The sequence below is a fragment of the Taibaiella sp. KBW10 genome, assembly GCF_003852495.1.
Lineage (GTDB): Bacteria > Bacteroidota > Bacteroidia > Chitinophagales > Chitinophagaceae > Edaphocola.
The window spans coordinates 575,250-594,576 of the sequence record NZ_QAJI01000004.1 but is presented as its reverse complement, the minus strand read 5'-3'; the positions used below and the strand labels follow the sequence as shown (position 1 = coordinate 594,576).

The window sequence follows — 19,327 nt, the reverse complement described above, 5'->3', positions numbered from 1 at the left end:
TTTAGGAGTTTTTCAATTTGAGAATATCGTGACCTGGGCGGTAGCCATCCCATTACGGCAACTCCCGGTGTGTTTAACAATATAAGCCATACCCCCGTGGTATCGACGGAACCCGGTTATGTGATCGTGTATGTAGACAACCGAAATATCGGTACCGATGTATGGTTTGATAATGTCCAGGTATCGCATTACAGTGGTCAGGTACTGGAGGAGGATCATTATTATCCATTCGGGCTGGCGATTACGGAGAACAATAATACTATCAGTACACCACAGCCTTATAAGTATCAGGGTAAGGAGTTGGAGAAGGGTTTTGGTTTGGAAATGTATGACTTTAGTGCGAGGATGGTAGACCCTCAATTAGCAAGAACTTGGCAGTTAGATCCTCATGCAGACCGCTATACACATATATCACCTTACGGTTCGATGAATAATAGTCCTATCAACTATATAGATCCTAATGGAAAGGATGCGACAATGACCTTTGACAAGGCAACCAATACACTAACGATAAGTGCTAAGGTATATTTTCAAGGTAAGGATTTACCAAAAGGAAATGAAGCTCGTGCAGAGTATATGAAGCAAATCAATGCAGATTTACAATCCACATTCAAGGGAAGGACAGGAACAGAGGGGGATCTGGAATACACCGTTAAATTTGATGTTACGGCAGAGATAAATGAAACGATAACAAAAGGAGATTTAAAGACAGGTGAGAACATAATGGTTGTTGATAATGAAAACGCAGGGTTGAATCAACCCGGAGGAGGTAAACGTCCCAACGTACAGGGCAATATGGGATACATTCAAAATACGGGTGGGAATGTAGCGGTTCACGAAATGGGGCATATGTTCGGATTAAGAGATAGATATACAGATTATATGAATTCTAAAAATCAAAAAGAATGGTCTTCATTTACTCACGAAGGATTTAAAAATGATTTGATGGGAAGATCAAAATTAAATTTGGTACAGACCCATTATAATGACTATGTACATTATTATGATTTTAAAGTCAATCAGGGGCAGAAGCATCTACTACCCCCATACCGTTCTTCTACTTTAAAAGTGCCGAGTGGTGGGGTTGGTGTAATTAATTCATCAGTAGCCGAGGGAGATATACCTAGTGGCTGGATAAAAAGATAATATATTATGAAAAAAACAATAACTATTATAAGCTTACTGGTGAGTTCTGTATTTATTAGCACTGCTCAAAGTGATACCATTGTTGTAAAGGAGCAAAAAGGCTTTCTTTTTTTATCCACTTATAATTACTTGTATGATTACAGAGGAGAAGAAATGAGATTGTTAGGATTTCACGATTTTTTCTTTCCTGTATCCGATTTTGATAGCAACTGGCTTACAGAACCCAATATAGCCATATCGTTCAAGAAAGGTTTAAGGGTGGATTCTATTCATAACCGCCTGCCATTAAAAAATGCAGCCTTTTTATATAAAGGGAAAGACAGTAGCGACTGTTACGAATATGAGCAGTTTTATATCCTGCCTGTAATAATCAGCTATAAAGTATATTCTGATAATTGGCCTTTTGTTTGTAGTCGTAATTATTTTGATATACAGGTAAATGATGGGGCATCCTTGCATTTTGAATATCAGCATCAGGCCATAAAGCCGATAGGTATCAAAACATTGATAAATAAAATACCTATCAATATCAAAAATAAAAAACCTATACAGAAGTCAAAAGCACAGAAATTAAGCCATTCTCCAAAATAAATCAGCACTTAAGCCACTCAATTTTTTTATGTGATCGTGTATGTAGACAATAGAAATATCGGTACCGATGTTTGGTTTGATAACGTACAGGTATCGCATTATAGCGGTCAGGTACTGGAGGAGGATCATTACTATCCGTTTGGGTTAACTTTGGCGCAAACAAGTGCAGGAAGTACGCCACAGCAGTATAAGTATAATGGTAAGGAGCTGGAGAAATCTTTTGGCTTGGAGATGTATGATTATGGTGCCAGAATGCAAGATCCACAGTTAGGTCGATGGTTTGGTATTGATCCTTTAGCAGAACAGATGAGAAGGTATTCCCCTTATAACTATGCGTTTAATAACCCAATAAGGTTTGTTGATCCGGATGGAATGAAACCAGAGGTTTATATTAATCCCGGTGTCTCTATTGTAAATATGAAAGATAATAAAAAATATCAAGAAGCAGTAATGGCAACAAATCAATTGAATGCCGGAACATCATTAAATATTACCAGAGATCCTGTTAGCGGAAAGATTAATGCTACGGGTACTGCGATTACAGCCACAGATAAACGCTTAGAACAAGCTATTAATGATCCAACTATTAAAGTCAATATGGGAACGACAGATTCTAAACATTTGGTAACCGCCGGTTTTATGGGTAACAATGTTGATAAAGGGTCTTTTCCTGGAAATTTTGACAATAAGGTATCTGCTATTCAGCTTATAAAACCAGAAGTTATGGGAATTATGGACAATTATTACAATAAACCTGGTGCAAATATGATGCATGAAACAATAGAGGCATATGAGGGAGCTGTGGAGTCGCAGCAATCGGGGGTTGGAGCAGTAAATTCTGCAGAAAATGCTTCGTTTTACAATTCTGCTCATGCGGCTACAAATGCAATTGGCGCAGAACAGCCCGGAAAAATCTATGAAGATAGATTTGATGCAAATGGCCAAAAAACAAATGATATTTCGAATACTGTAAAATGGGAATATAGTGTTGATGATGGTGTAAAACCTCCCCTAATAATCCAAGTAAATCCTTAAAATTGTGTTATAAAATAAATTTAAATTAGATGATAATGAAAAATCGCGTTTACTACATTAATTATTTTTTGCTATTTATTTTCTGTTCTTGTGGAACAGCAAAAGACAGTAAACATAGAAATGCTGATATAATCAATAATAAGAATGCTTATTTAGTGATAAAAATTAAAGAGTACACCGCTGGTTATGTAATTTATGCTCAACGGAATGATTCAGTTTTTAAAGTATTATCGTTTAAAGGAGAGGAAAAAAAATTGGCATGTAGTAAATTAATAGAAAACAAAAAATATGATCTAATTCTGAAATCCTGCTTTGAAGATAGCATAGTGCCTCTTAATCATCTTGGTGGTAAACACTTGGGAAAGGATATTATTCACATAGAAGAGGTAGGTACAGTGCGTGATTTATTCTATGATAGTCGATTATACGGTCTATGTTTAATAAATGGACAATAAGGAATTGAGGTAAAGTACTGTGAAAAACTTAATGTGTGTCTTTATGAAAATCACCTAAATAATTGTAAATTTCAATCGGCTTCCTCCTAAATAGCCAGATAATGTGATACGTGTACATTACATCAGCCAGGTATTGGAGGAGGATCATTACTATCTTTTTGGATTGACTTTGGCTCAAACCAGTGCAGGCGGTACAGCACAGCCATATAAGTATAATGGTAAGGAGTTGGAGCAATCATTCGGCTTGGAGACTTATGAATATGGTGCTAGACAATATGATCCGCAAATTGCAAGATGGAAAGGGGTAGATCCGTCAGCAGATAAATATTATGGACTAAGCCCTATGGCCTATGTGGCTAATAATCCAATAAAGTTCATTGATCCTGACGGTAAAGAAATTTGAATATTCTTTGAAATTTGGAATAAGGATAGATATGTTTCTGAAAGGGTTCAATATAAAAAAGGTGATTTATATACGACTACTTATAACCTTAATGAAAATTGCAACATAGGCTTATGGCTGAAGTTGTAGGGGAACGCCAGGTCCAGGCGAACAGGATAACTGGCAAAAACCGTTTTCATACTTAATCCAAAGCTATTCCGATGCTGCCAGATGGCGGCAGGATTCCATGTTTCTTTAGCCAGGGCCACATCTGCAAATGCCCCTAACTGAATCCTGTTAATAAAGCGATAAGGCGTTTTGTAATCAAACAAGCCATCAAAGACCTGTACCGATATATCGGTGTTCAGTAGACCAAATACATTGCCGTATAAACTATTCTGTTCAAAACCCCTTAATTGCGTGACCAATTGCTGGAAAGCATAAGGCGCCTGCTGCTTAAAAAGCACCGTAGAATCTACCCGTACAATCACATTATTATCCATGCCCCCGAAGTTGTACAAGACCTTTTTATCGCCACCGCTGTAGCCCAGCTTCAAAACCGTCACCCAATTGACGGAAGGGTGTAGCGGCTGATGCCATTCAAAGGCATTGCTGATCGCATAGGTCAGTTGCTGCTGTTTGCCAATACTCATCATGCCATCCAGTAAAATTTTGTTGCGTATACCCTTATAAAAAAACGGGTTTTTACGGGTGGCCTGTAAACGGTTATATTGTACTGAAAGGCTATTGATATTCCAGGTTTCCGGAAGGGCAGGATAGGGCAGGCTATACTGATCTGTCGCTAAGAAAACCGTGCGCCCCTGCCGGATTGCGGAGGTAAAAGACAGCCCTGTATAATAATTAAAGGGATAGCTCAAGCCCAATTCATAATAATAAGTCTTTACCTTGGCCGTAGCCGGATAAGGCATTCCGCGCGCATCTACCCATACTTGTTTCGGATCAGGTTTCAGGCTTTCCACTTTTCGGTAATACAGCAGCGACCAGTCCAGTCGCTTGCACAGGTTGCGGTAGCGCGCAAAAAAATCGCTACCCTCTGTACCGGCCGGGAGTTTGTAGCCGATATTAAACTGATGTTGCTCGAAAATATCGCTGTACCCACTGCTGAAAATACCACCAATTTCAGGGAATTTATAGGTTCCCAGATAACCCTGATAAGGTTGCAGACGATTGATAAAATAATCGTTATTCAAACCGGCATTAAACCAAAGACTGTTTAACTGCAGGATATAAGGCTGTACCTTTTCTTTAGAGAAAACAGACTCATCTTGTGCTGTAAGTGCAGCAGTATCCTTACCATAATTAAGGGCTCCTTGCAGAAAAGAGGGCGTCGCGCGATCCGCTGCCCGGTACTTTTCCTCCAGTACAGCAAGGCTATCTTCCGATTTTTTCCGGCGCAGATAGGCTTCCAGCCAATAGCGCTGATAGTCAGGAACCATTGCTTCTCTTTTATTCAGCCCGTCCAGTGCCTGTGCAAAAACGACACTATCACTGCGCAAAAACTGTTCTTCTTTTGTACTCCCAGAACGGTCAATCCCATACCAGCCATAAGCCTTGCCCTTAGGATGCTCATGTGCGGTATCTTCTACCGGTATGCCGGGATAACCGGAATGATAAAAAATGAGTTGTTTGTTTTCCGGTATGCCGGCATCCGCAAGGGATAGCCTCAACTGATCATTATCCGCAAGATCATCAGTCAAAGGCTTTAAGCGCAAGCTAGCCGTATGAAACATGACCAGATCGCTTCGGCCTTTAGTATAGGCGGTCAACCACCATTCTGTAGCGTTTTTTGGGATAAAACTACTAACACCATCTATGCCTTTGGGTAATAAAGTTGTTGCGATCCTTGTCCCTGAAGTCGTATAACGATACACCACAGATTGTCCATGCCACACACTTACAATATAAATATCCTGCCCATCCAAAGTCACCAGAGGATAGGCATCAAAATAAGGAGTATTGATCCAGGGTGGCGTATTGTAAGTATATAATTTGTGTCGTTTACCTCCTTGCAGCAGCCAAACCGTCCGCTGCTGATCTTTATGCTGTACAAAAACAATACTACTGCTGTCTTTTGTATACGATACTTGATTGATGCCCTCCTGCCTTTGCACCGAATCCAGTGTGGAACGATACATAGGTTTGGGTGTCATTACACTATCTTCAGGAGGGATTGCAGGTATAGGTTCCACCTGAAAAGCAGTATACAGAAAATCGATATAAGCCTGTTGCAGATAAGCCATATCCCTTTTGCAAACCAGGCGCAGGGCAGTAGCTAAAGATTTTTTCCGCTTGATTTGAAACACCACTTGTTTCACCGCATCTTTACGGTATCGCTGTGCTAAAAAATAGCAAAAACCCTGCATAGCCAGTGCCTGTGTTTCTGAATTTCCTTCTGCTAGCTGTGTCCAGCGCTGCAAATTCTTTGCCTCAAACAATTGGTGTAAAGCCCCGTAATCTGCTAAAGAAAACCCCCTAGCCAGATACCGTATCGCTCCTTCCTGAAACCAGCGCAAATCCGGATCATAAGTAGGGGCAAGGTTTGTTTGGCTGCCTGGATTAAAAGTATGTTGCCACATACTCCGTACGCAGGCCAACTGTAACTGTTCGGTAAACCTTTCGTAACTACCTTCAAAGCCCAGGATGATCCTGTGCCCTTTTGTCGTAATGGTAGGGAAGGTATTGGGCATAGATTCATTACCGCCTATTCTGCTGGCATAGGCCTGCGTCACGGAAGGATAAATAATCAGGCTGGGTATACCCTGTAGGGACAAACCGCTGTTTTGCTCCATTTGTTTTTTGATACGGGGGAAATACTCCAGGGTAAAACGGCATACACTATCCAGGTCTTTAGGATAAAAAATCTGGGCAAAAGAAGTTTGGTAGCGCTGCCAGCGGTATTGATGATAAGGTAAACGGTAATAGGTAGTATATCCGGAAGGGCTCAGTCCGTTTTGTGCCTTTACCGTAAAAGCAGTGCCAACACAAAAGCAAACCCCAAACAGAAGGGTCAGGATTTGTCGTTCTTTTTGTGGCAGCATACCTGTAGATATTTGTGTTTTGTTAAAGACAGCGTGGCAAATTAACCATAAAAATTTAACTTGCACCAAACTTTGAACGGTATCGGGCGTTTAAAAACCTGTACGTTCCTCGAGCACAATGAAAAACCATATTTTCCGAAAGCCATATTCCTGTACCGATACGATCATTCGATCGTTTAAGAGAAAGACATGGTGTTATGGTATCCTGTTGTTAAGCTGCTTTTTTATAACCCGGCAAACCGTATGGGCACAGGAAAAAGTATGGCAAACGGTACAGCAGCAAAAGGGAACGCTTCAAAAAGCCAAAAATAAACAGGTATCCAAAGCTAAGGGCTGGACAAACCATTTAAAACAATGGGGTACTGACAGTAGCTATACCCGTGCTATTTTTGTGGGGGTACAATTACATACCAACGGATGGAGTGGGGAAGTCTGCTACCTGCTGAACAAAGAAAAAGCACATCAGACTACTATCAGGCTGCAATTTGGAGAGATAAGGCAGGAAAAAGAAATCCGGCAACAGCGTAAAGGAACCGTCTACCGCGACCTGGGCGCTTTCAAACCCTATGCATTGGGCAAGCTGAATAAGGCTTATACCCTGCAGTTGGGTATTGGTAAAGAGTACATAGTATTTCCGGCTTTATTGCAAGATCAGATCAGTCTGAAACTGGGAATGGAGGCGGGTATGGCCCTTGCCTTAGTAAAACCGGTTTACCTGAACCTGATTCGTGTTGATCCGGCGCAGCAGGCCTATGCCAGCTCCGAAAAGTATACCGAACAGAACAAAAACCTTTTCTTAAGTCCCAACAATATACTGGGAGCAGATAAATGGTCGCATGGATTAAAGGAGTTGAACTATATCCCCGGCATATACCTGGCCCCCAAAATAATCTTTGCTCCGGACAGGAACACCAGCTTTGTACAGAAATTCACAATCGGAGCCAATGTCGCCTATTACCTGAAGGAAATTCCGATAATGGCGCAAAATAAAAATACACATTGGCAGGCTTCTTTTTTTGTAGGGCTTAGCCTGGGTAAACGCTGGTGATACATTTTTTATTCATTTTACGATAATTGATATTCGTAAACCGTAACTGAGCTATAGATACATCATCTCTTTTCCGTTTTCATTAAAGTACGAAAGGGTAGCACTATTGTGTCGCGCAGTAATTGTCTTGATAAAACCAGGCCATTTCCTATAAATTAAGACGGCTCCCTATCCTGCAGGTAAATAATATATTTTTGTAGTTCAATTATTTTACACATTTTTGTGAAAAATAATTGAATTGAGAAAGATATTGTGGCTCCTATGTTTGAGTAGTGGAATATGGTCTTGTAATGAAGATATCGAACGACATCCTAAAAATGATGAAGGCAGTTATGAGCGCGTATCCAGAGTCATGGTAATGGGCACCGTGGCTATCTCTACAGAGGGGGCTTCCGGCGTCGGCAATGAAAATAAAATAGCCCGGCAACTCAGGAAAGCTGCGCTGAAATTATATCCTGAAAGTACGGGCATCACCAATATCCGGATCGATGGTACTCAGGCATTTGCAGATGTTATTCGCTAAACCATATTCCTTAAGAAAAAGACCGATTCATGCGACTTTTTGGGCTAAAATAGTATTTTTGCCCGCATAAAAAACAAAGCATGAACAAAAATGCCCTCCTCATCCTATGTTGTCTTTTAGGCATGGCCTTATCCGCCAAAGCGCAAATCCAGATAGGTAGTAATGAAAGCAGTCCTAATCCGGGAAAGATCGATAAAGAAGATTTCGAATCTTTTAAAAAAACCACCACTTTCTTCGTACTTCAGGAAAAAGACTATGCACAGGAAGAAGCCTATCGTGAGGCAATTGCAAAAGTCTGGACGGTAACGCCCTTCAAAATTGTAAAACCCGAAGACATCAATACCGCGAATAAAAAACAAACCAGCTTCTTTTTCTTTGGTGGGTTTATGACCGTGCGCAGAGGGCAAAGCACCACCAGCTATCATACCCATCTTTCTTATGATTTATTTATGCTTGAAAAAGATAAGAAGGGTAATCCGGATAAGAAGTTATACGCCAAAATTATGTTGCATCCCGATGCCGATACTTATAGCGAAACCATGAGATATGCGCACAGCAGAGACAAAGTATTTTCTCAAAAGATTATTCCCTATATATACGGCAAATCAGAATTAAACAACTGGTCTCCGGTTACCTTAAGCGGTTACCTGAAAGTGATCAATGATCATTTGCTGCAGGAAGAAACCCGTTCTGTTTTTAAAGAAACGATTAATAAAGAAGCCCTGCAGGTTTTAAAAAATGACACACTCTACATTCCGGACTATGTAAACATCAAATTCAATATGTTTACCATGGGCGAAAAAGATACGGAAGAGGATGCTGCAGAATTGCAGGCGGCGTATAAATATCCGGTACGCTATGTGTCCCTGAAGGAATTAAACCGGTTGGCGGTACAAAATCCTAATGGCATAAAATACCTTTCTTATATTAAAAGCAGTACCGATAAGCACGTTAGTGTATTTGACAGCAAGACGGGGGCTATGCTGTACACTGTTTATGTAGCAGTTTCTTATAATTTTAAGCATAAAGACTTGCGTAAACTGGCCAATTATATAAAATAAATGAGTATCCGTTAAAAAAATTGATACGCTGCAATCATGATTAGAGATAAGCTAACAAAGGCAAAGCACCCGCTTTGCCTTTGTTATACAATAAACTTACTATCCATCAGGATGGTAACCGGCCCATCATTGACCAGCGATACTTTCATATCTGCGCCAAAGACACCTGTCGCAACTGGTTTTCCCAAGTGTGCTTCCAGCTCCGTTTTAAATTGTTCATAAAGTGGTACAGCAATATCCGGTCTGGCTGCCTGCATAAAAGAAGGCCGGTTTCCTTTTTTGGTTGCGGCAAATAAAGTAAACTGGCTGACTAAAAGAATGTCGCCGTCAATGTCTCTGACCGAACGGTTCATTAAACCCTGTTCATCACCGAAAATGCGCAACTGTACTAATTTCTGTACCAAATAGCTGATGTCTTTTGCATCATCCTCATGCCCGATGCCAATTAAGACCAGTAGTCCCTGGTCGATACGGGCATATACCTTATCCTCAATGCTGATCGCTGCTTCCGATACCCTTTGAATCACTAACTTCATAAATCTGGCCTGTTTTCTTGCTTTTTGTCTAAAAGTAGTATTTTTGTGAAAACAAAAACAAGGTATTTATGAAAAAAGTGCTCAAATTTTTAGGCCTCTTCTTATTACTGATTATTGCAATCGTATTGGTTGGAGGGCTCATTGTTCCTAAAAAATATCATTTCGAAAAAAGCATCGAAATTGCTGCCGGAAAGGAAAAAGTATGGAACAATATGAACTCTTTGAGTTCCATGATCAAATGGATGCCCTGGATGAAAATGGACCCTAAAATGACCTCACAGATTACCGGAGATGATGGTAATGTCGGCGCGACGTACACTTGGAAAAGCGAAGAATTAGGTGATGGTAGCATGAAAATAAACAGCTTGACGCCCATGGAGAAAACAGGTTTGGACCTACAGTTCGGCCCAAGCAAAACCATTTCTCAGGCCAATATTTTATTATCTGGCGATAGTACTAAAAGTAAAGTGACCTGGACCCTGGACAGCGAAATGCAATACCCTATGAATTTTGTGATGGGTTTGTTTATGGATAAATTTATGGATAAAGATTATGGCACGGGTTTGAACAACCTTAAAGCCATGAGCGAAGCAAAATAAGAACGAAGAGATTTCAATTAAAAAGAAAGACGGCTAGCAAACTTTGCTAGCCGTCTTTCTTTTATTTCCTTTATAAGATTAGAATTTTACTTCCGGTGCTTTTTGTGAAGTAGCATCTGCTTCAAAGTATCCTTTCTCTTTAAAACCGAACATTTTCGCAGTTATATTGGCCGGGAAGGTTCTGATCGAGCTATTATAATCCTGTACTGATTCATTGAAGTTCTTGCGGGCGACACCGATTCTGTTTTCTGTACCGGCAATCTCGTCCTGTAAAGCCAGGAAATTCTGGTTCGTTTTTAGATCAGGATAAGCTTCTGTGATCGATAATAATTTTCCCAAAGCCTGGGTTAATTCTCCCTGAGCAGCCTGATAAGCCTTGATTTTTTCCGGAGAAAGATCATCTGCATTTACGGTAATTTGCGTGGCTTTTGCACGGGCATTAACCACTGCTTCTAAAGTTCCTCTTTCATTGGCAGCAGCACCTTTTACCGTGGCTACCAGGTTATTGATCAGATCAGATCTGCGTTGATATTGTGTTTGTACTTCGCCCCATTTAGATTTAATGGTTTCATCCTTTTTAACCATAGAATTATAGCTGCAAGAGCTAAAGAAAAACATTACAGCAAGGAGGCCTAATAAAGGTAAGATGCGTTTTTTCATATTTTTTTGTTTTTAAATTTTATCAAAAATACAATAATCCCAAATACAATACATGGGTACCGGAGCTTTTAATTTCGGGTATCAATACCCCAATATAGTTTTTTGCGAATGGTATTGAGAAAGTTGTGTTCATCCAGCCGGATAAGGTTCAGTCCGAAGCGTTCTTTCTTGATGGCCAGCTGCACCTTACTGGTAATGGTAGCTACACGGGAATCGAGCGTACAGAGAAACTGATCGGTTCTACCCTCTACTTCAAAAGAGATGATCGTATCGTCCGGAACAATGATGGGGCGTATATTTAAATTATGCGGTGCTACCGGGGTTAAGATAAAATTACCCGCTGTTGGGAATACCAATGGTCCGCTACAACTTAAAGAATAGCCTGTAGAACCGGTCGGGGTCGCTACGATCAGGCCATCAGCCCAATAAGTGTTCAGGAAATCTCCGTTTAAAAATGTGTGGATCTTGATCATGGAAGAAGAATCCTTCCGGTGCAGGGTAAACTCATTCAGGGCAAAGGGATAATCTCCAAACAAGGACTCACTGGAATCGAGGTGAATCAAAGAGCGTTTTTCTATGGAATAAGAACCCAAAGCCAAAGCCTTGATCGCAAAAGCAATTTCATGCTGGTTTACATCAGCCAAAAAGCCCAGTCTACCGAGGTTTACACCTAAAGTAGGAATATCCGAATCATGAACAAAACACACCGTGTCCAGCATCGTACCGTCTCCTCCCAGGCTGAGCATCAGGTCTACATCCTGATTCAGGTCCTTGTGGCTGGTAAATAGAGCAGGTGTAAAATGAAGCTCCATGCTGCTTTGCAGGCGCTCATAAAAATCTTTGTACAACACGATCTCAAAACGCTGGGCTTGTAACAGAGCAATCAGTTGCTGGAAAAAAGGAATGTCTGTAGGTTCAAAAACCCTGTTGTATAATGCTATTCTCATGGGCAAAATTATTCTCCCGATTTATGGATATACAAATCTCTCAGCCCTTGCCTGTTGATCGTATATTCCAGCCGGATTTTTATGTCATATAAAGTTACTATATCTAATCCAATTCCGTAGCTATACAGAAATTTATTGTTTAAGCTATTATTGCCCGGTTCTTTTTGATAGGTATATCCGGCATCACCAAATGCTTTGGCATAAATACGAATCGGGATCACCTGAAAATACCGTATGGGTAGTTTAATGTTTTTATGGATCAAAGTCCGTTTTACATTTAGACGGGCAAGGCCGAATAAACTGCCATCCATTACAAAATACTCATAACCCCGCAGTACATCATAATCATACCCCAGATTCCTTTGAAATATATAGGGTACGGTTTGGTTCAAGGCCCATCTGGCCCGGCCAATAGCAGAAACATACCAATGTGGATAAGGGTTTTTATACCAGTCATATTGCAGGTGCATGCTGGGCATACCTTTTCCGTTCAGCATTTGCTGATAGGTCGCAATACCGATAAAGCGCTGTCCCGATAAGGGATAGTTCCAGTTGTCCACCTTGTTCCATTCCATACGGTATTCCAAACCCAGGACTGTAGCCTGTTTGCGGCCTTCGCCCAGATAATCTGGATTGTAGCGGTTTGCAATACTATCATGAATTCGATATTGCTGTAGGGTAGTTTTGAAGATGTGTTTGGTAGAGAATTGCGGTCGGTATGTATACCATAAAGCCCCTTCAAAAAGCTGTAGTGCGGGTTGGCGCTCAAACCGGATAAACCGGAGTTTATTCGCTTCTGTTTGGTAACTGAGTTCCAGGTTTTGCAGGTATTGTACCGAAGCACCAAAGCCATGTTGTTTCTTGCGATCTACAAAAGGCTTTTCATAGCTAAGCAAGAATTTTTGGGTATAACCTACCTGTGCCCCCACACCCAACACCTCACGCATACCATTCACATTATTATGCAATAGGGTAAGTCCCACATTCAAACGGTTTAGTTTGCGGTTTTGCTCCGTCCACCAGACATTAAAATTACGATCGGCAAATTCAAGATTCGGTTTGGGAAATATAGGAAAACGTTCTTTCAGGTTAAAGCGCACCGTATTGCGTCCGTTTACTGTTTGCGTATCGGCGATAACCTGGTTAAATAATTGCGTATTGAACAAACGTTGTTCTGCCACTTCCAGTACCGCTTTCAGTGAATCCTGTGCAAAACAAGTGCCTTCCGCTATATTCAGGTCCCGTAACAAAGCCGAAGCTTTAGACCGATGATTACCCTCAAAGGCAATAGAATCCACACAAAACAGGTTTTGAGCAGTGGAAAATTGAGCACAGAGCATCAGGAGGAAAAAAAGCAGGTTTTGACGCACGGGCGCAAAGGTACTATTTTATATGGATGCCCTCCTTCAAAAAGAAGGATTAACGGATCATTTCGGATGGGGATGTATTTCTTGTCTTTCAAAGAAAGAGTGATCATATTTGTCATTTTGAGCGCAGCGAGCTATCTAACTAAGTCTATTGTGTAGATTCCGCCTATAAGGCCGTTGCAATACACTCAAGCCCCATTCCGACATTTTGACAATAATTTTACTTTGGCAATAAAATTGAACATGTCTATTATAATAAACAAAAACATATCATTTAATAAACTAATTTATATATGGAAACAATGGATCAAAACGGGAATCAGGAGCAGGATTTGAATAAAGAGGCATTGGATAATACAAATGACGGCACGACAAGCCCATCAGAAACGGCCCAGACAGGTAGTGACGAATTGTCGGAATTAGAGAAAGTGAAAGCCGAGTTGGCAGAAATGAAAGATAAATATTTACGCCAGGTTGCCGAATTTGATAATTTCCGTAAAAGAAATGCCAAAGAACGCCTGGAATTAATGCAAACGGCCGGCAAAGACGTAATTGTAGAGCTGCTGGATGTACTGGATGATAGTGACAGGGCCTTGCAGCAAATGGAACAATCTGATGATCTGACGCAAATCAAAAGCGGAACTGCTTTGGTGTTGAATAAACTGAAAAGGATACTGGAAGCCAAAGGTTTAAAGGCTATGGAAACAAAAGGTGCTGATTTTGATGTGGAGTTCCATGAAGCCATTACCGAAATTCCGGCGCCGAATGCGGATATGCAGGGTAAAGTGATTGATGAATTGCAAAAAGGATACTATTTAAACGACAAAATTATTCGCCACGCTAAAGTAGTGGTGGGTAAATAAGATTTTAAGATACATTATTTTTATACAGCCGAAGGCAAATTATAACCATGAGCAAGAGAGACTATTATGAGGTGTTGGGCGTAAGCAAAACGGCAGCAGCCGACGAAATCAAGAAGGCTTACCGTAAATTAGCATTACAATACCACCCCGACCGGAATCCCGGCGACCATGCTGCAGAAGAAAAATTTAAAGAAGCGGCAGAGGCTTACGATGTACTGAGCAATGAGGATAAAAAAGCGAAATACGATCGCTTTGGTCATGCCGGTATGAGTGGCGCAGCAGGCGGCGGCGGCTTTAATGGCGGTGGCATGAATATGGATGATATCTTCAGTCATTTCGGCGACATCTTCGGCGGCGGCGGTGGCGGCGGCTTTGGTGATATGTTTGGCGGTGGCCGTGGTGGTGCACAGGTAAACCGTGGTTCTAACCTGCGGGTAAAACTCAAGTTGACCTACGCAGAAATTGCCAACGGCGTGAATAAAAAGATTAAGGTTAAAAAATATGTAGGTTGTAATACCTGTAATAATACAGGGGCAAAAGACAGCAATTCAGTGCAGAAATGTAATACCTGTGGCGGTAGCGGCCAGGTAAGGCGCGTGACCAATACTTTTATGGGGCAGATGCAGACCGTATCTCCCTGTCCGACCTGTAATGGCCAGGGCAGTACGATTACGTCTAAATGTACCAGCTGTAAAGGCGAGGGCAGAGTATATGGTGAAGAGACAATCTCTATCGATGTACCGGCCGGTGTACAGGACGGTATGCAGTTAAGCATGAGCGGACGCGGAAATATGGGTGAACGTGGTGGTCCTCCGGGCGACCTGATTATCCTGATTGAAGAAGAAAAACATGCAGAATTGACTCGCGATGGCAGCGATGTGCAATATGTATTGTCTTTATCCTTCCCCGACGCCGTATTTGGATCGCAAATCGAAGTGCCTACCATTGATGGCAAGGCCAAGATCAAGATTCCTGCCGGAACGCAAAGTGGTAAGATCTTCCGTTTAAAAGGAAAAGGATTCCCCGATATTAATGGCTATGGCCGTGGAGACCAATTGGTTTTAGTGAAAATATGGACACCGCAGCATTTAAGTGACGCGGAGCGTATTGCCATTGAATCTTTAAAGGATTCTCCCAATATTCAACCGGGAGAAGAAGCGCGAAAAGAGAAAAGTTTTTTCGAAAAGATAAAAGATGTATTTAATTAAATACGTATAATATTGAGGAAGGGATGATCTGCTACAGATCATCCCTTTTTTTATGGACATTCCACTTGTAAATATTATTCCTTTAAAGCTTTATTTGTTTCGCTACAGTCAAATGAATGAGTAAAATATACAGATCGTATGTGTCCTTCGGACTAAAGAAGGAATCTATTAAAACCCTTAAATGCAGTCATAATTCTAAATGGGACCGATAGCATTTATTGGTATATAACAAAGCCTTGTCTAAAACCTTAGTTTATTTTAACTTATTTGTAATCAATTTATTGTGATTTAATAATTACATTTATACAAGTATTTTCATGCTGTTGGGCATACGCTTTACAGCCTTAACGTTAAAAACAGGAATTATGAACAACGAACCAGAAGACATGATGCCTTCTCCGATGAGAACGCTAAGCGAAGTATTAAACAAATTGAAAAACAAAGGGTACGATAATGAGCTCCTCCTATCGGATCATGGGAAAATGCAAGGCATGGATAAGGTCTATACACCGGATGACCTGACCATTATTAAAACCTACCGTTTTGAAGGCTTTTCTGATCCGGCTGATAACACCGCCCTTTATTTGGTACAGGATAAAGATCAGGCTATCGGTTATATTATGGATGTGTATGGTAGTAATTCGGATCATACCGGCCCGGCTTTTGACGATTTTCTGAAACAGATTCCCGTTAGTGATTCTGAAACAGACTGGTAAATATCTGCTCCAATAGCCCCCTCTGGAAGCAAAAACCAATAGCATTGTAAATGATTTTCATATTGATCCATTATTCCTCTTAAAATGAATTATCATGAAAGGTACACTAGTTATTACAACCATGCTAATGGCCTTTATGGGTGCTGCTTTAGGCTATACAAACAGTGAACTCGTAAGGTACAAGACGCCCAATACGGCAATGGAGCTGTTAAGCACACAGCAGGATACTAATATGCTCAAAAAACAACAGCCGTACAAAAGAAATCATCCCCATAAGACACAGAAAGATCAGCGTAGATGAGCAATATCCGAGTGCCCAATAAAGTCTATAGAACCCATATAAACATACTTCTCCAGGAATGAAAATGGAGTAAGGGGGATTATAATACTTATAAAACCAGTTACACTATCAAATTGCAATTAGAAAAGATATTTTGTTACAATTAAGAAAGGGCAGCAATAATAAATTGCTGCCCTTTCTTAATTAAGTTATAAGCTATTCACTTACATCTTTTCCATTTTAAAGCTGGTGCCATCGCTCAATACCAATAAATACTGTCCAGGGGCAATATCCAGGAGATCAATAGCCGTTTCTTGCTGTATAATGTGCTGCTGCTTTATCACGCGGCCATGCATATCATACAGGTAGGCATGCAGGGTCGTGGATGGTGCAGCCGATAATTTCAGCGTAACTCTATTTTTGGCCGGTGCAGGATAAAGCTGATGAGTGGAAATGTCCTCCGCCTGGAAGCGTACATTGCGAATCGGTGAATAAGACCAGGTGCCGTCTTTGTTAATCATTTTTAGGCGATACAGGTTCAGCCCTTTTACCGGGTAATGATCCATAAACAGGTACTCGGTCGGCTGTGCACTATTTCCGGCAGCAGCTACACGACCTGCTATGATAAAGTCAGTACCATTAGTGCTGCGTTCGATTTCAAATGCATCTGTTTCCGTTTCTTTTGCCGTTATCCAGTGGAGTTGTACGCTTTGCGCCAAAGCCTTGGCCTCAAAGGATACCAATGTGAAATCTAGTGGCGTACCGGTCATTACAATGCGTGTTGCAGATGGTCCGGCTACGCCGTCTGTGGTTGCTTTAACCGGTGTGACGCGGTAAAAATATTTCTGGTTATTGGTTAAGCCCGTAACATTGAAAGAAGTTACATTACCGACATTACGTGCATTGTAGCCACTTATCTTGTTGTTGAATAAAGTATCCGTAGCTACATCCAGAGTATAATACTGAACGGTACCGGTAATCGGCGCAGTCCAGTTTGCCGTGAAGCCAGAAGCGCTGTACGCAGATTCGCCGGTCATGATCGGACGAACCATTGCATAACTTTCTGTCCAGTTAGATGTCGTACCATTCAGGGTGAAATTGGTGATGGTACCGGTATTGCCGCTGCCCGAGTAATCATAAACTGTATTGCGGCCGGCATTATTACCATTCGCGATAGCCGCACCATTATCAAACATATAATACCCGATTAGTCCGCTAGCCGGAAGGGATAAGGGCACGTACATACCCGCCTGTATTTCCGCTTCCGTGCGTTCTGTATTCCAGATGCGCACCTCATCTAAAGCCCCGTTGAGCGAGCGCGGTTGTGTATCGGACCAGCGACCCAGTTTAAAAGAGGAGGCGCTATTGCTGACACCACTAACCGGATTACCAACAATACTCAGATTGCCCACACTTTTACCATTAAGGTACAGTTTCATGGTGTTTTTATTGACACCATTCCAGGTAGCCGCAATATGATACCACCTTCCCGGTACAATGTCCCCGTCTGTGTAGGTTACACTGGAGTTATTGGTGCCGTCCATACAGAAAAAGGCCAGGTTGTTATTAAAAACTAATAATTCAATACCATAACCGGTAATTGATCTGTTCATGATTTCCTGGCTACCGGTAAGGTCATTAAACTTTACCCAGCACTCCATACTTTTTACACTTGTTGCAGGGATGTTCCCTAAATCAACATAATCGTCACCGGTACTGCCACCTAGGAAATTAAGGGCATGTCCCGGTGCGGGCATTGTCACTTGCGTTACCTCTTGTACTGCAGAAGTATCGGCACAACCATTCGTCACAATGACCTGGTAATTACCTGCAGTTGTTGCGGTATAGTTGGCCGTAGTAGCATTGCTGATTAGACTGCCATTGCGCAGCCATTGATAAGCCGTGCCGCTACTGGCAGAAAGGATTACATTATTGCCGGGATACAATGCCGTACTGCCACCCGGTGTAATGGTTACAGTAGAATAAGTATAACCATATTTGGTACCCAGGTATTTATTCACTTGCTGGATTTCACAAAGCGTCAGCTTTCGGTTAAAAACCATTAGCTCCGCAATGTCTCCGTCAAACGTATTATCATCACCATCCCAGCCAATGAAAAAAGAATTCTGGGCAGCGGTAGGATGTGTATTATCGGTAACCGATTGGGCCGGTACACCATTGTAATAAATGGTGGAACCATTCGTTACTCCACGGTCATAAACAGCGGTCAGTAATTTGGTGACCCCTGTAACGCCTGCGTTAGGGATAGAAACATTGTATGGTGCTGTAGGCCCGATGGCGACGACACCTGTACTGCCACTGTATACAGTCATGAAAAAACGGTCCCAGTCTCCGTTATCATTACCCCAAAGTCCTTGTTGTGCATCTGTATTGGTTCCCTGGCGGTACACCGTAAAAATGGTCACTGCATTCATGCTGCTGGAACGAATATCCAGTCCGGCTACATTAAATACAGATCCATTAAATGCAGTACTGCGGGTAAAGTGTACGACCGGTTTTCCATTGATCTGGTTGTAATTCAATACCGCAACGTTCTGGTTAGTAATTTGGGCTACCGTTCGATTATTGGAAGACTTATCTTTCCAGGTCGAGAAAGTAGCACCATTGACCAGGTTGGTGCCGGTTGCATTTACATCAGAAGCATCCAGCCAAAGTTGCAGACCGTTGGTTACCGGCAATGTCTGGGCATGGAGTTTCGGACAAAGCAATAATAATAGCGATGCCGTTAAAAATTTGTTCATAAAAAGGACTTGAATAGTGGAAATGTTTTGTGCGGGCCAAAAGTAAAAAAGCTTTTTCTAAAGACATAGAAAAAGCATATTTTTTTACC

At 41.4% G+C, this 19,327-nt stretch carries 19 protein-coding genes; 13 read left to right on the top strand and 6 right to left on the bottom strand.

Annotated elements, in window-relative coordinates; all coding sequences use genetic code 11:
- Nucleotides 1-69: 69 nt before the first annotated feature.
- The 5 genes from DBR32_RS10315 (at nucleotide 70) to DBR32_RS10295 (ending at nucleotide 3,630) form a co-directional block, all read left to right on the top strand.
- Nucleotides 70-1,146: an RHS repeat-associated core domain-containing protein gene (locus DBR32_RS10315; RefSeq protein ID WP_158605955.1), complete on the top strand. Its 1,077-nt coding sequence runs from the start codon at nucleotides 70-72 to the stop codon at nucleotides 1,144-1,146.
- 6 nt (nucleotides 1,147-1,152) lie between these two features.
- The gene (locus tag DBR32_RS10310) at nucleotides 1,153-1,737 is read left to right on the top strand and encodes a hypothetical protein (protein ID WP_124636229.1); all 585 of its coding nucleotides are present in this window, start codon (nucleotides 1,153-1,155) and stop codon (nucleotides 1,735-1,737) included.
- A 30-nt stretch (nucleotides 1,738-1,767) separates the two neighbouring features.
- Nucleotides 1,768-2,772 (top strand): RHS repeat domain-containing protein, encoded by a 1,005-nt coding sequence (locus DBR32_RS10305; protein WP_124636228.1) that lies wholly within the window; start codon nucleotides 1,768-1,770, stop codon nucleotides 2,770-2,772.
- 35 nt (nucleotides 2,773-2,807) lie between these two features.
- Nucleotides 2,808-3,227, top strand: coding sequence for a hypothetical protein (locus DBR32_RS10300; RefSeq protein ID WP_124636227.1), 420 nt, complete (start codon nucleotides 2,808-2,810; stop codon nucleotides 3,225-3,227).
- A gap of 103 nt (nucleotides 3,228-3,330) precedes the next feature.
- Entirely contained in the window at nucleotides 3,331-3,630 is a 300-nt protein-coding gene (locus DBR32_RS10295) for an RHS repeat-associated core domain-containing protein (RefSeq protein ID WP_124636226.1), read from the top strand.
- Between the two features lie 80 nt (nucleotides 3,631-3,710).
- Here DBR32_RS10295 and DBR32_RS10290 read toward each other — a convergent pair whose 3' ends face one another.
- A complete protein-coding gene (locus tag DBR32_RS10290) occupies nucleotides 3,711-6,668 on the bottom strand; it encodes a hypothetical protein (RefSeq protein ID WP_124636225.1) in 2,958 nt (985 codons plus the stop codon).
- Nucleotides 6,669-6,786: 118 nt separating this feature from the next.
- Here DBR32_RS10290 and DBR32_RS10285 point away from each other — a divergent pair, with 118 nt between their 5' ends.
- From DBR32_RS10285 to DBR32_RS10275, 3 genes are all read left to right on the top strand, one after another.
- Nucleotides 6,787-7,716 carry a hypothetical protein gene (locus tag DBR32_RS10285; RefSeq protein ID WP_124636224.1) on the top strand — a complete coding sequence of 310 codons (930 nt, stop codon included), beginning with the start codon at nucleotides 6,787-6,789 and terminating at the stop codon, nucleotides 7,714-7,716.
- Nucleotides 7,717-7,954: 238 nt separating this feature from the next.
- Nucleotides 7,955-8,239 carry a hypothetical protein gene (locus DBR32_RS10280; RefSeq protein ID WP_124636223.1) on the top strand — a complete coding sequence of 95 codons (285 nt, stop codon included), beginning with the start codon at nucleotides 7,955-7,957 and terminating at the stop codon, nucleotides 8,237-8,239.
- Between the two features lie 80 nt (nucleotides 8,240-8,319).
- Complete coding sequence (locus tag DBR32_RS10275; RefSeq protein WP_124636222.1) at nucleotides 8,320-9,300, top strand: hypothetical protein; 981 nt, start codon at nucleotides 8,320-8,322, stop codon at nucleotides 9,298-9,300.
- Nucleotides 9,301-9,383: 83 nt separating this feature from the next.
- Here the strand turns inward: DBR32_RS10275 and dtd are convergent, their stop codons facing one another.
- On the bottom strand, nucleotides 9,384-9,836 hold the full coding sequence (gene dtd / locus DBR32_RS10270; RefSeq protein WP_124636221.1) for a D-aminoacyl-tRNA deacylase: 453 nt from the start codon (nucleotides 9,834-9,836) through the stop codon (nucleotides 9,384-9,386).
- Between the two features lie 68 nt (nucleotides 9,837-9,904).
- On the opposite strand from dtd, the gene DBR32_RS10265 reads away from it, so the two are divergent.
- Complete coding sequence (locus tag DBR32_RS10265; RefSeq protein ID WP_124636220.1) at nucleotides 9,905-10,435, top strand: SRPBCC family protein; 531 nt, start codon at nucleotides 9,905-9,907, stop codon at nucleotides 10,433-10,435.
- Nucleotides 10,436-10,513: 78 nt separating this feature from the next.
- On the opposite strand, the gene DBR32_RS10260 is transcribed toward DBR32_RS10265, so the two are convergent.
- The 3 genes from DBR32_RS10260 to DBR32_RS10250 all read right to left on the bottom strand — a co-directional run bounded on the left by DBR32_RS10260 (nucleotide 10,514) and on the right by DBR32_RS10250 (nucleotide 13,412).
- A complete protein-coding gene (locus tag DBR32_RS10260) occupies nucleotides 10,514-11,095 on the bottom strand; it encodes a LemA family protein (RefSeq protein ID WP_124636219.1) in 582 nt (193 codons plus the stop codon).
- Between the two features lie 68 nt (nucleotides 11,096-11,163).
- Nucleotides 11,164-12,042, bottom strand: coding sequence for an NAD kinase (locus tag DBR32_RS10255; protein ID WP_124636218.1), 879 nt, complete (start codon nucleotides 12,040-12,042; stop codon nucleotides 11,164-11,166).
- Between the two features lie 8 nt (nucleotides 12,043-12,050).
- Nucleotides 12,051-13,412, bottom strand: a complete 1,362-nt coding sequence (locus DBR32_RS10250; RefSeq protein WP_124636217.1) for a POTRA domain-containing protein — start codon at nucleotides 13,410-13,412, stop codon at nucleotides 12,051-12,053.
- A 290-nt stretch (nucleotides 13,413-13,702) separates the two neighbouring features.
- On the opposite strand from DBR32_RS10250, the gene DBR32_RS10245 reads away from it, so the two are divergent.
- The 4 genes from DBR32_RS10245 (at nucleotide 13,703) to DBR32_RS10230 (ending at nucleotide 16,497) form a co-directional block, all read left to right on the top strand.
- A complete protein-coding gene (locus DBR32_RS10245; protein WP_124636216.1) occupies nucleotides 13,703-14,272 on the top strand; it encodes a nucleotide exchange factor GrpE in 570 nt (189 codons plus the stop codon).
- Between the two features lie 47 nt (nucleotides 14,273-14,319).
- Nucleotides 14,320-15,480 carry a molecular chaperone DnaJ gene (gene dnaJ / locus DBR32_RS10240; protein ID WP_124636215.1) on the top strand — a complete coding sequence of 387 codons (1,161 nt, stop codon included), beginning with the start codon at nucleotides 14,320-14,322 and terminating at the stop codon, nucleotides 15,478-15,480.
- A gap of 365 nt (nucleotides 15,481-15,845) precedes the next feature.
- Entirely contained in the window at nucleotides 15,846-16,196 is a 351-nt protein-coding gene (locus tag DBR32_RS10235) for a hypothetical protein (RefSeq protein ID WP_233559712.1), read from the top strand.
- A gap of 94 nt (nucleotides 16,197-16,290) precedes the next feature.
- Nucleotides 16,291-16,497 carry a hypothetical protein gene (locus DBR32_RS10230; RefSeq protein ID WP_124636214.1) on the top strand — a complete coding sequence of 69 codons (207 nt, stop codon included), beginning with the start codon at nucleotides 16,291-16,293 and terminating at the stop codon, nucleotides 16,495-16,497.
- A gap of 203 nt (nucleotides 16,498-16,700) precedes the next feature.
- Here the strand turns inward: DBR32_RS10230 and DBR32_RS10225 are convergent, their stop codons facing one another.
- Nucleotides 16,701-19,238, bottom strand: coding sequence for a LamG-like jellyroll fold domain-containing protein (locus tag DBR32_RS10225; protein WP_124636213.1), 2,538 nt, complete (start codon nucleotides 19,236-19,238; stop codon nucleotides 16,701-16,703).
- Between the last annotated feature and the right edge of the window lie 89 nt (nucleotides 19,239-19,327).

What these genes read in the sequence shown, in the direction of transcription:
- dtd (WP_124636221.1), bottom strand. Translation starts at nt 9,836, where the DNA reads ATGAAGTTAGTGATTCAAAGGGTATCGGAAGCAGCGATCAGCATTGAG.
- DBR32_RS10245 (WP_124636216.1), top strand. Translation starts at nt 13,703, where the DNA reads ATGGAAACAATGGATCAAAACGGGAATCAGGAGCAGGATTTGAATAAA.
- DBR32_RS10235 (WP_233559712.1), top strand. Translation starts at nt 15,846, where the DNA reads ATGAACAACGAACCAGAAGACATGATGCCTTCTCCGATGAGAACGCTA.
- DBR32_RS10275 (WP_124636222.1), top strand. Translation starts at nt 8,320, where the DNA reads ATGAACAAAAATGCCCTCCTCATCCTATGTTGTCTTTTAGGCATGGCC.
- DBR32_RS10310 (WP_124636229.1), top strand. Translation starts at nt 1,153, where the DNA reads ATGAAAAAAACAATAACTATTATAAGCTTACTGGTGAGTTCTGTATTT.
- DBR32_RS10300 (WP_124636227.1), top strand. Translation starts at nt 2,808, where the DNA reads ATGAAAAATCGCGTTTACTACATTAATTATTTTTTGCTATTTATTTTC.
- DBR32_RS10285 (WP_124636224.1), top strand. Translation starts at nt 6,787, where the DNA reads ATGAAAAACCATATTTTCCGAAAGCCATATTCCTGTACCGATACGATC.
- DBR32_RS10290 (WP_124636225.1), bottom strand. Translation starts at nt 6,668, where the DNA reads ATGCTGCCACAAAAAGAACGACAAATCCTGACCCTTCTGTTTGGGGTT.
- DBR32_RS10265 (WP_124636220.1), top strand. Translation starts at nt 9,905, where the DNA reads ATGAAAAAAGTGCTCAAATTTTTAGGCCTCTTCTTATTACTGATTATT.
- DBR32_RS10230 (WP_124636214.1), top strand. Translation starts at nt 16,291, where the DNA reads ATGAAAGGTACACTAGTTATTACAACCATGCTAATGGCCTTTATGGGT.
- DBR32_RS10260 (WP_124636219.1), bottom strand. Translation starts at nt 11,095, where the DNA reads ATGAAAAAACGCATCTTACCTTTATTAGGCCTCCTTGCTGTAATGTTT.
- DBR32_RS10255 (WP_124636218.1), bottom strand. Translation starts at nt 12,042, where the DNA reads ATGAGAATAGCATTATACAACAGGGTTTTTGAACCTACAGACATTCCT.
- DBR32_RS10225 (WP_124636213.1), bottom strand. Translation starts at nt 19,238, where the DNA reads ATGAACAAATTTTTAACGGCATCGCTATTATTATTGCTTTGTCCGAAA.
- dnaJ (WP_124636215.1), top strand. Translation starts at nt 14,320, where the DNA reads ATGAGCAAGAGAGACTATTATGAGGTGTTGGGCGTAAGCAAAACGGCA.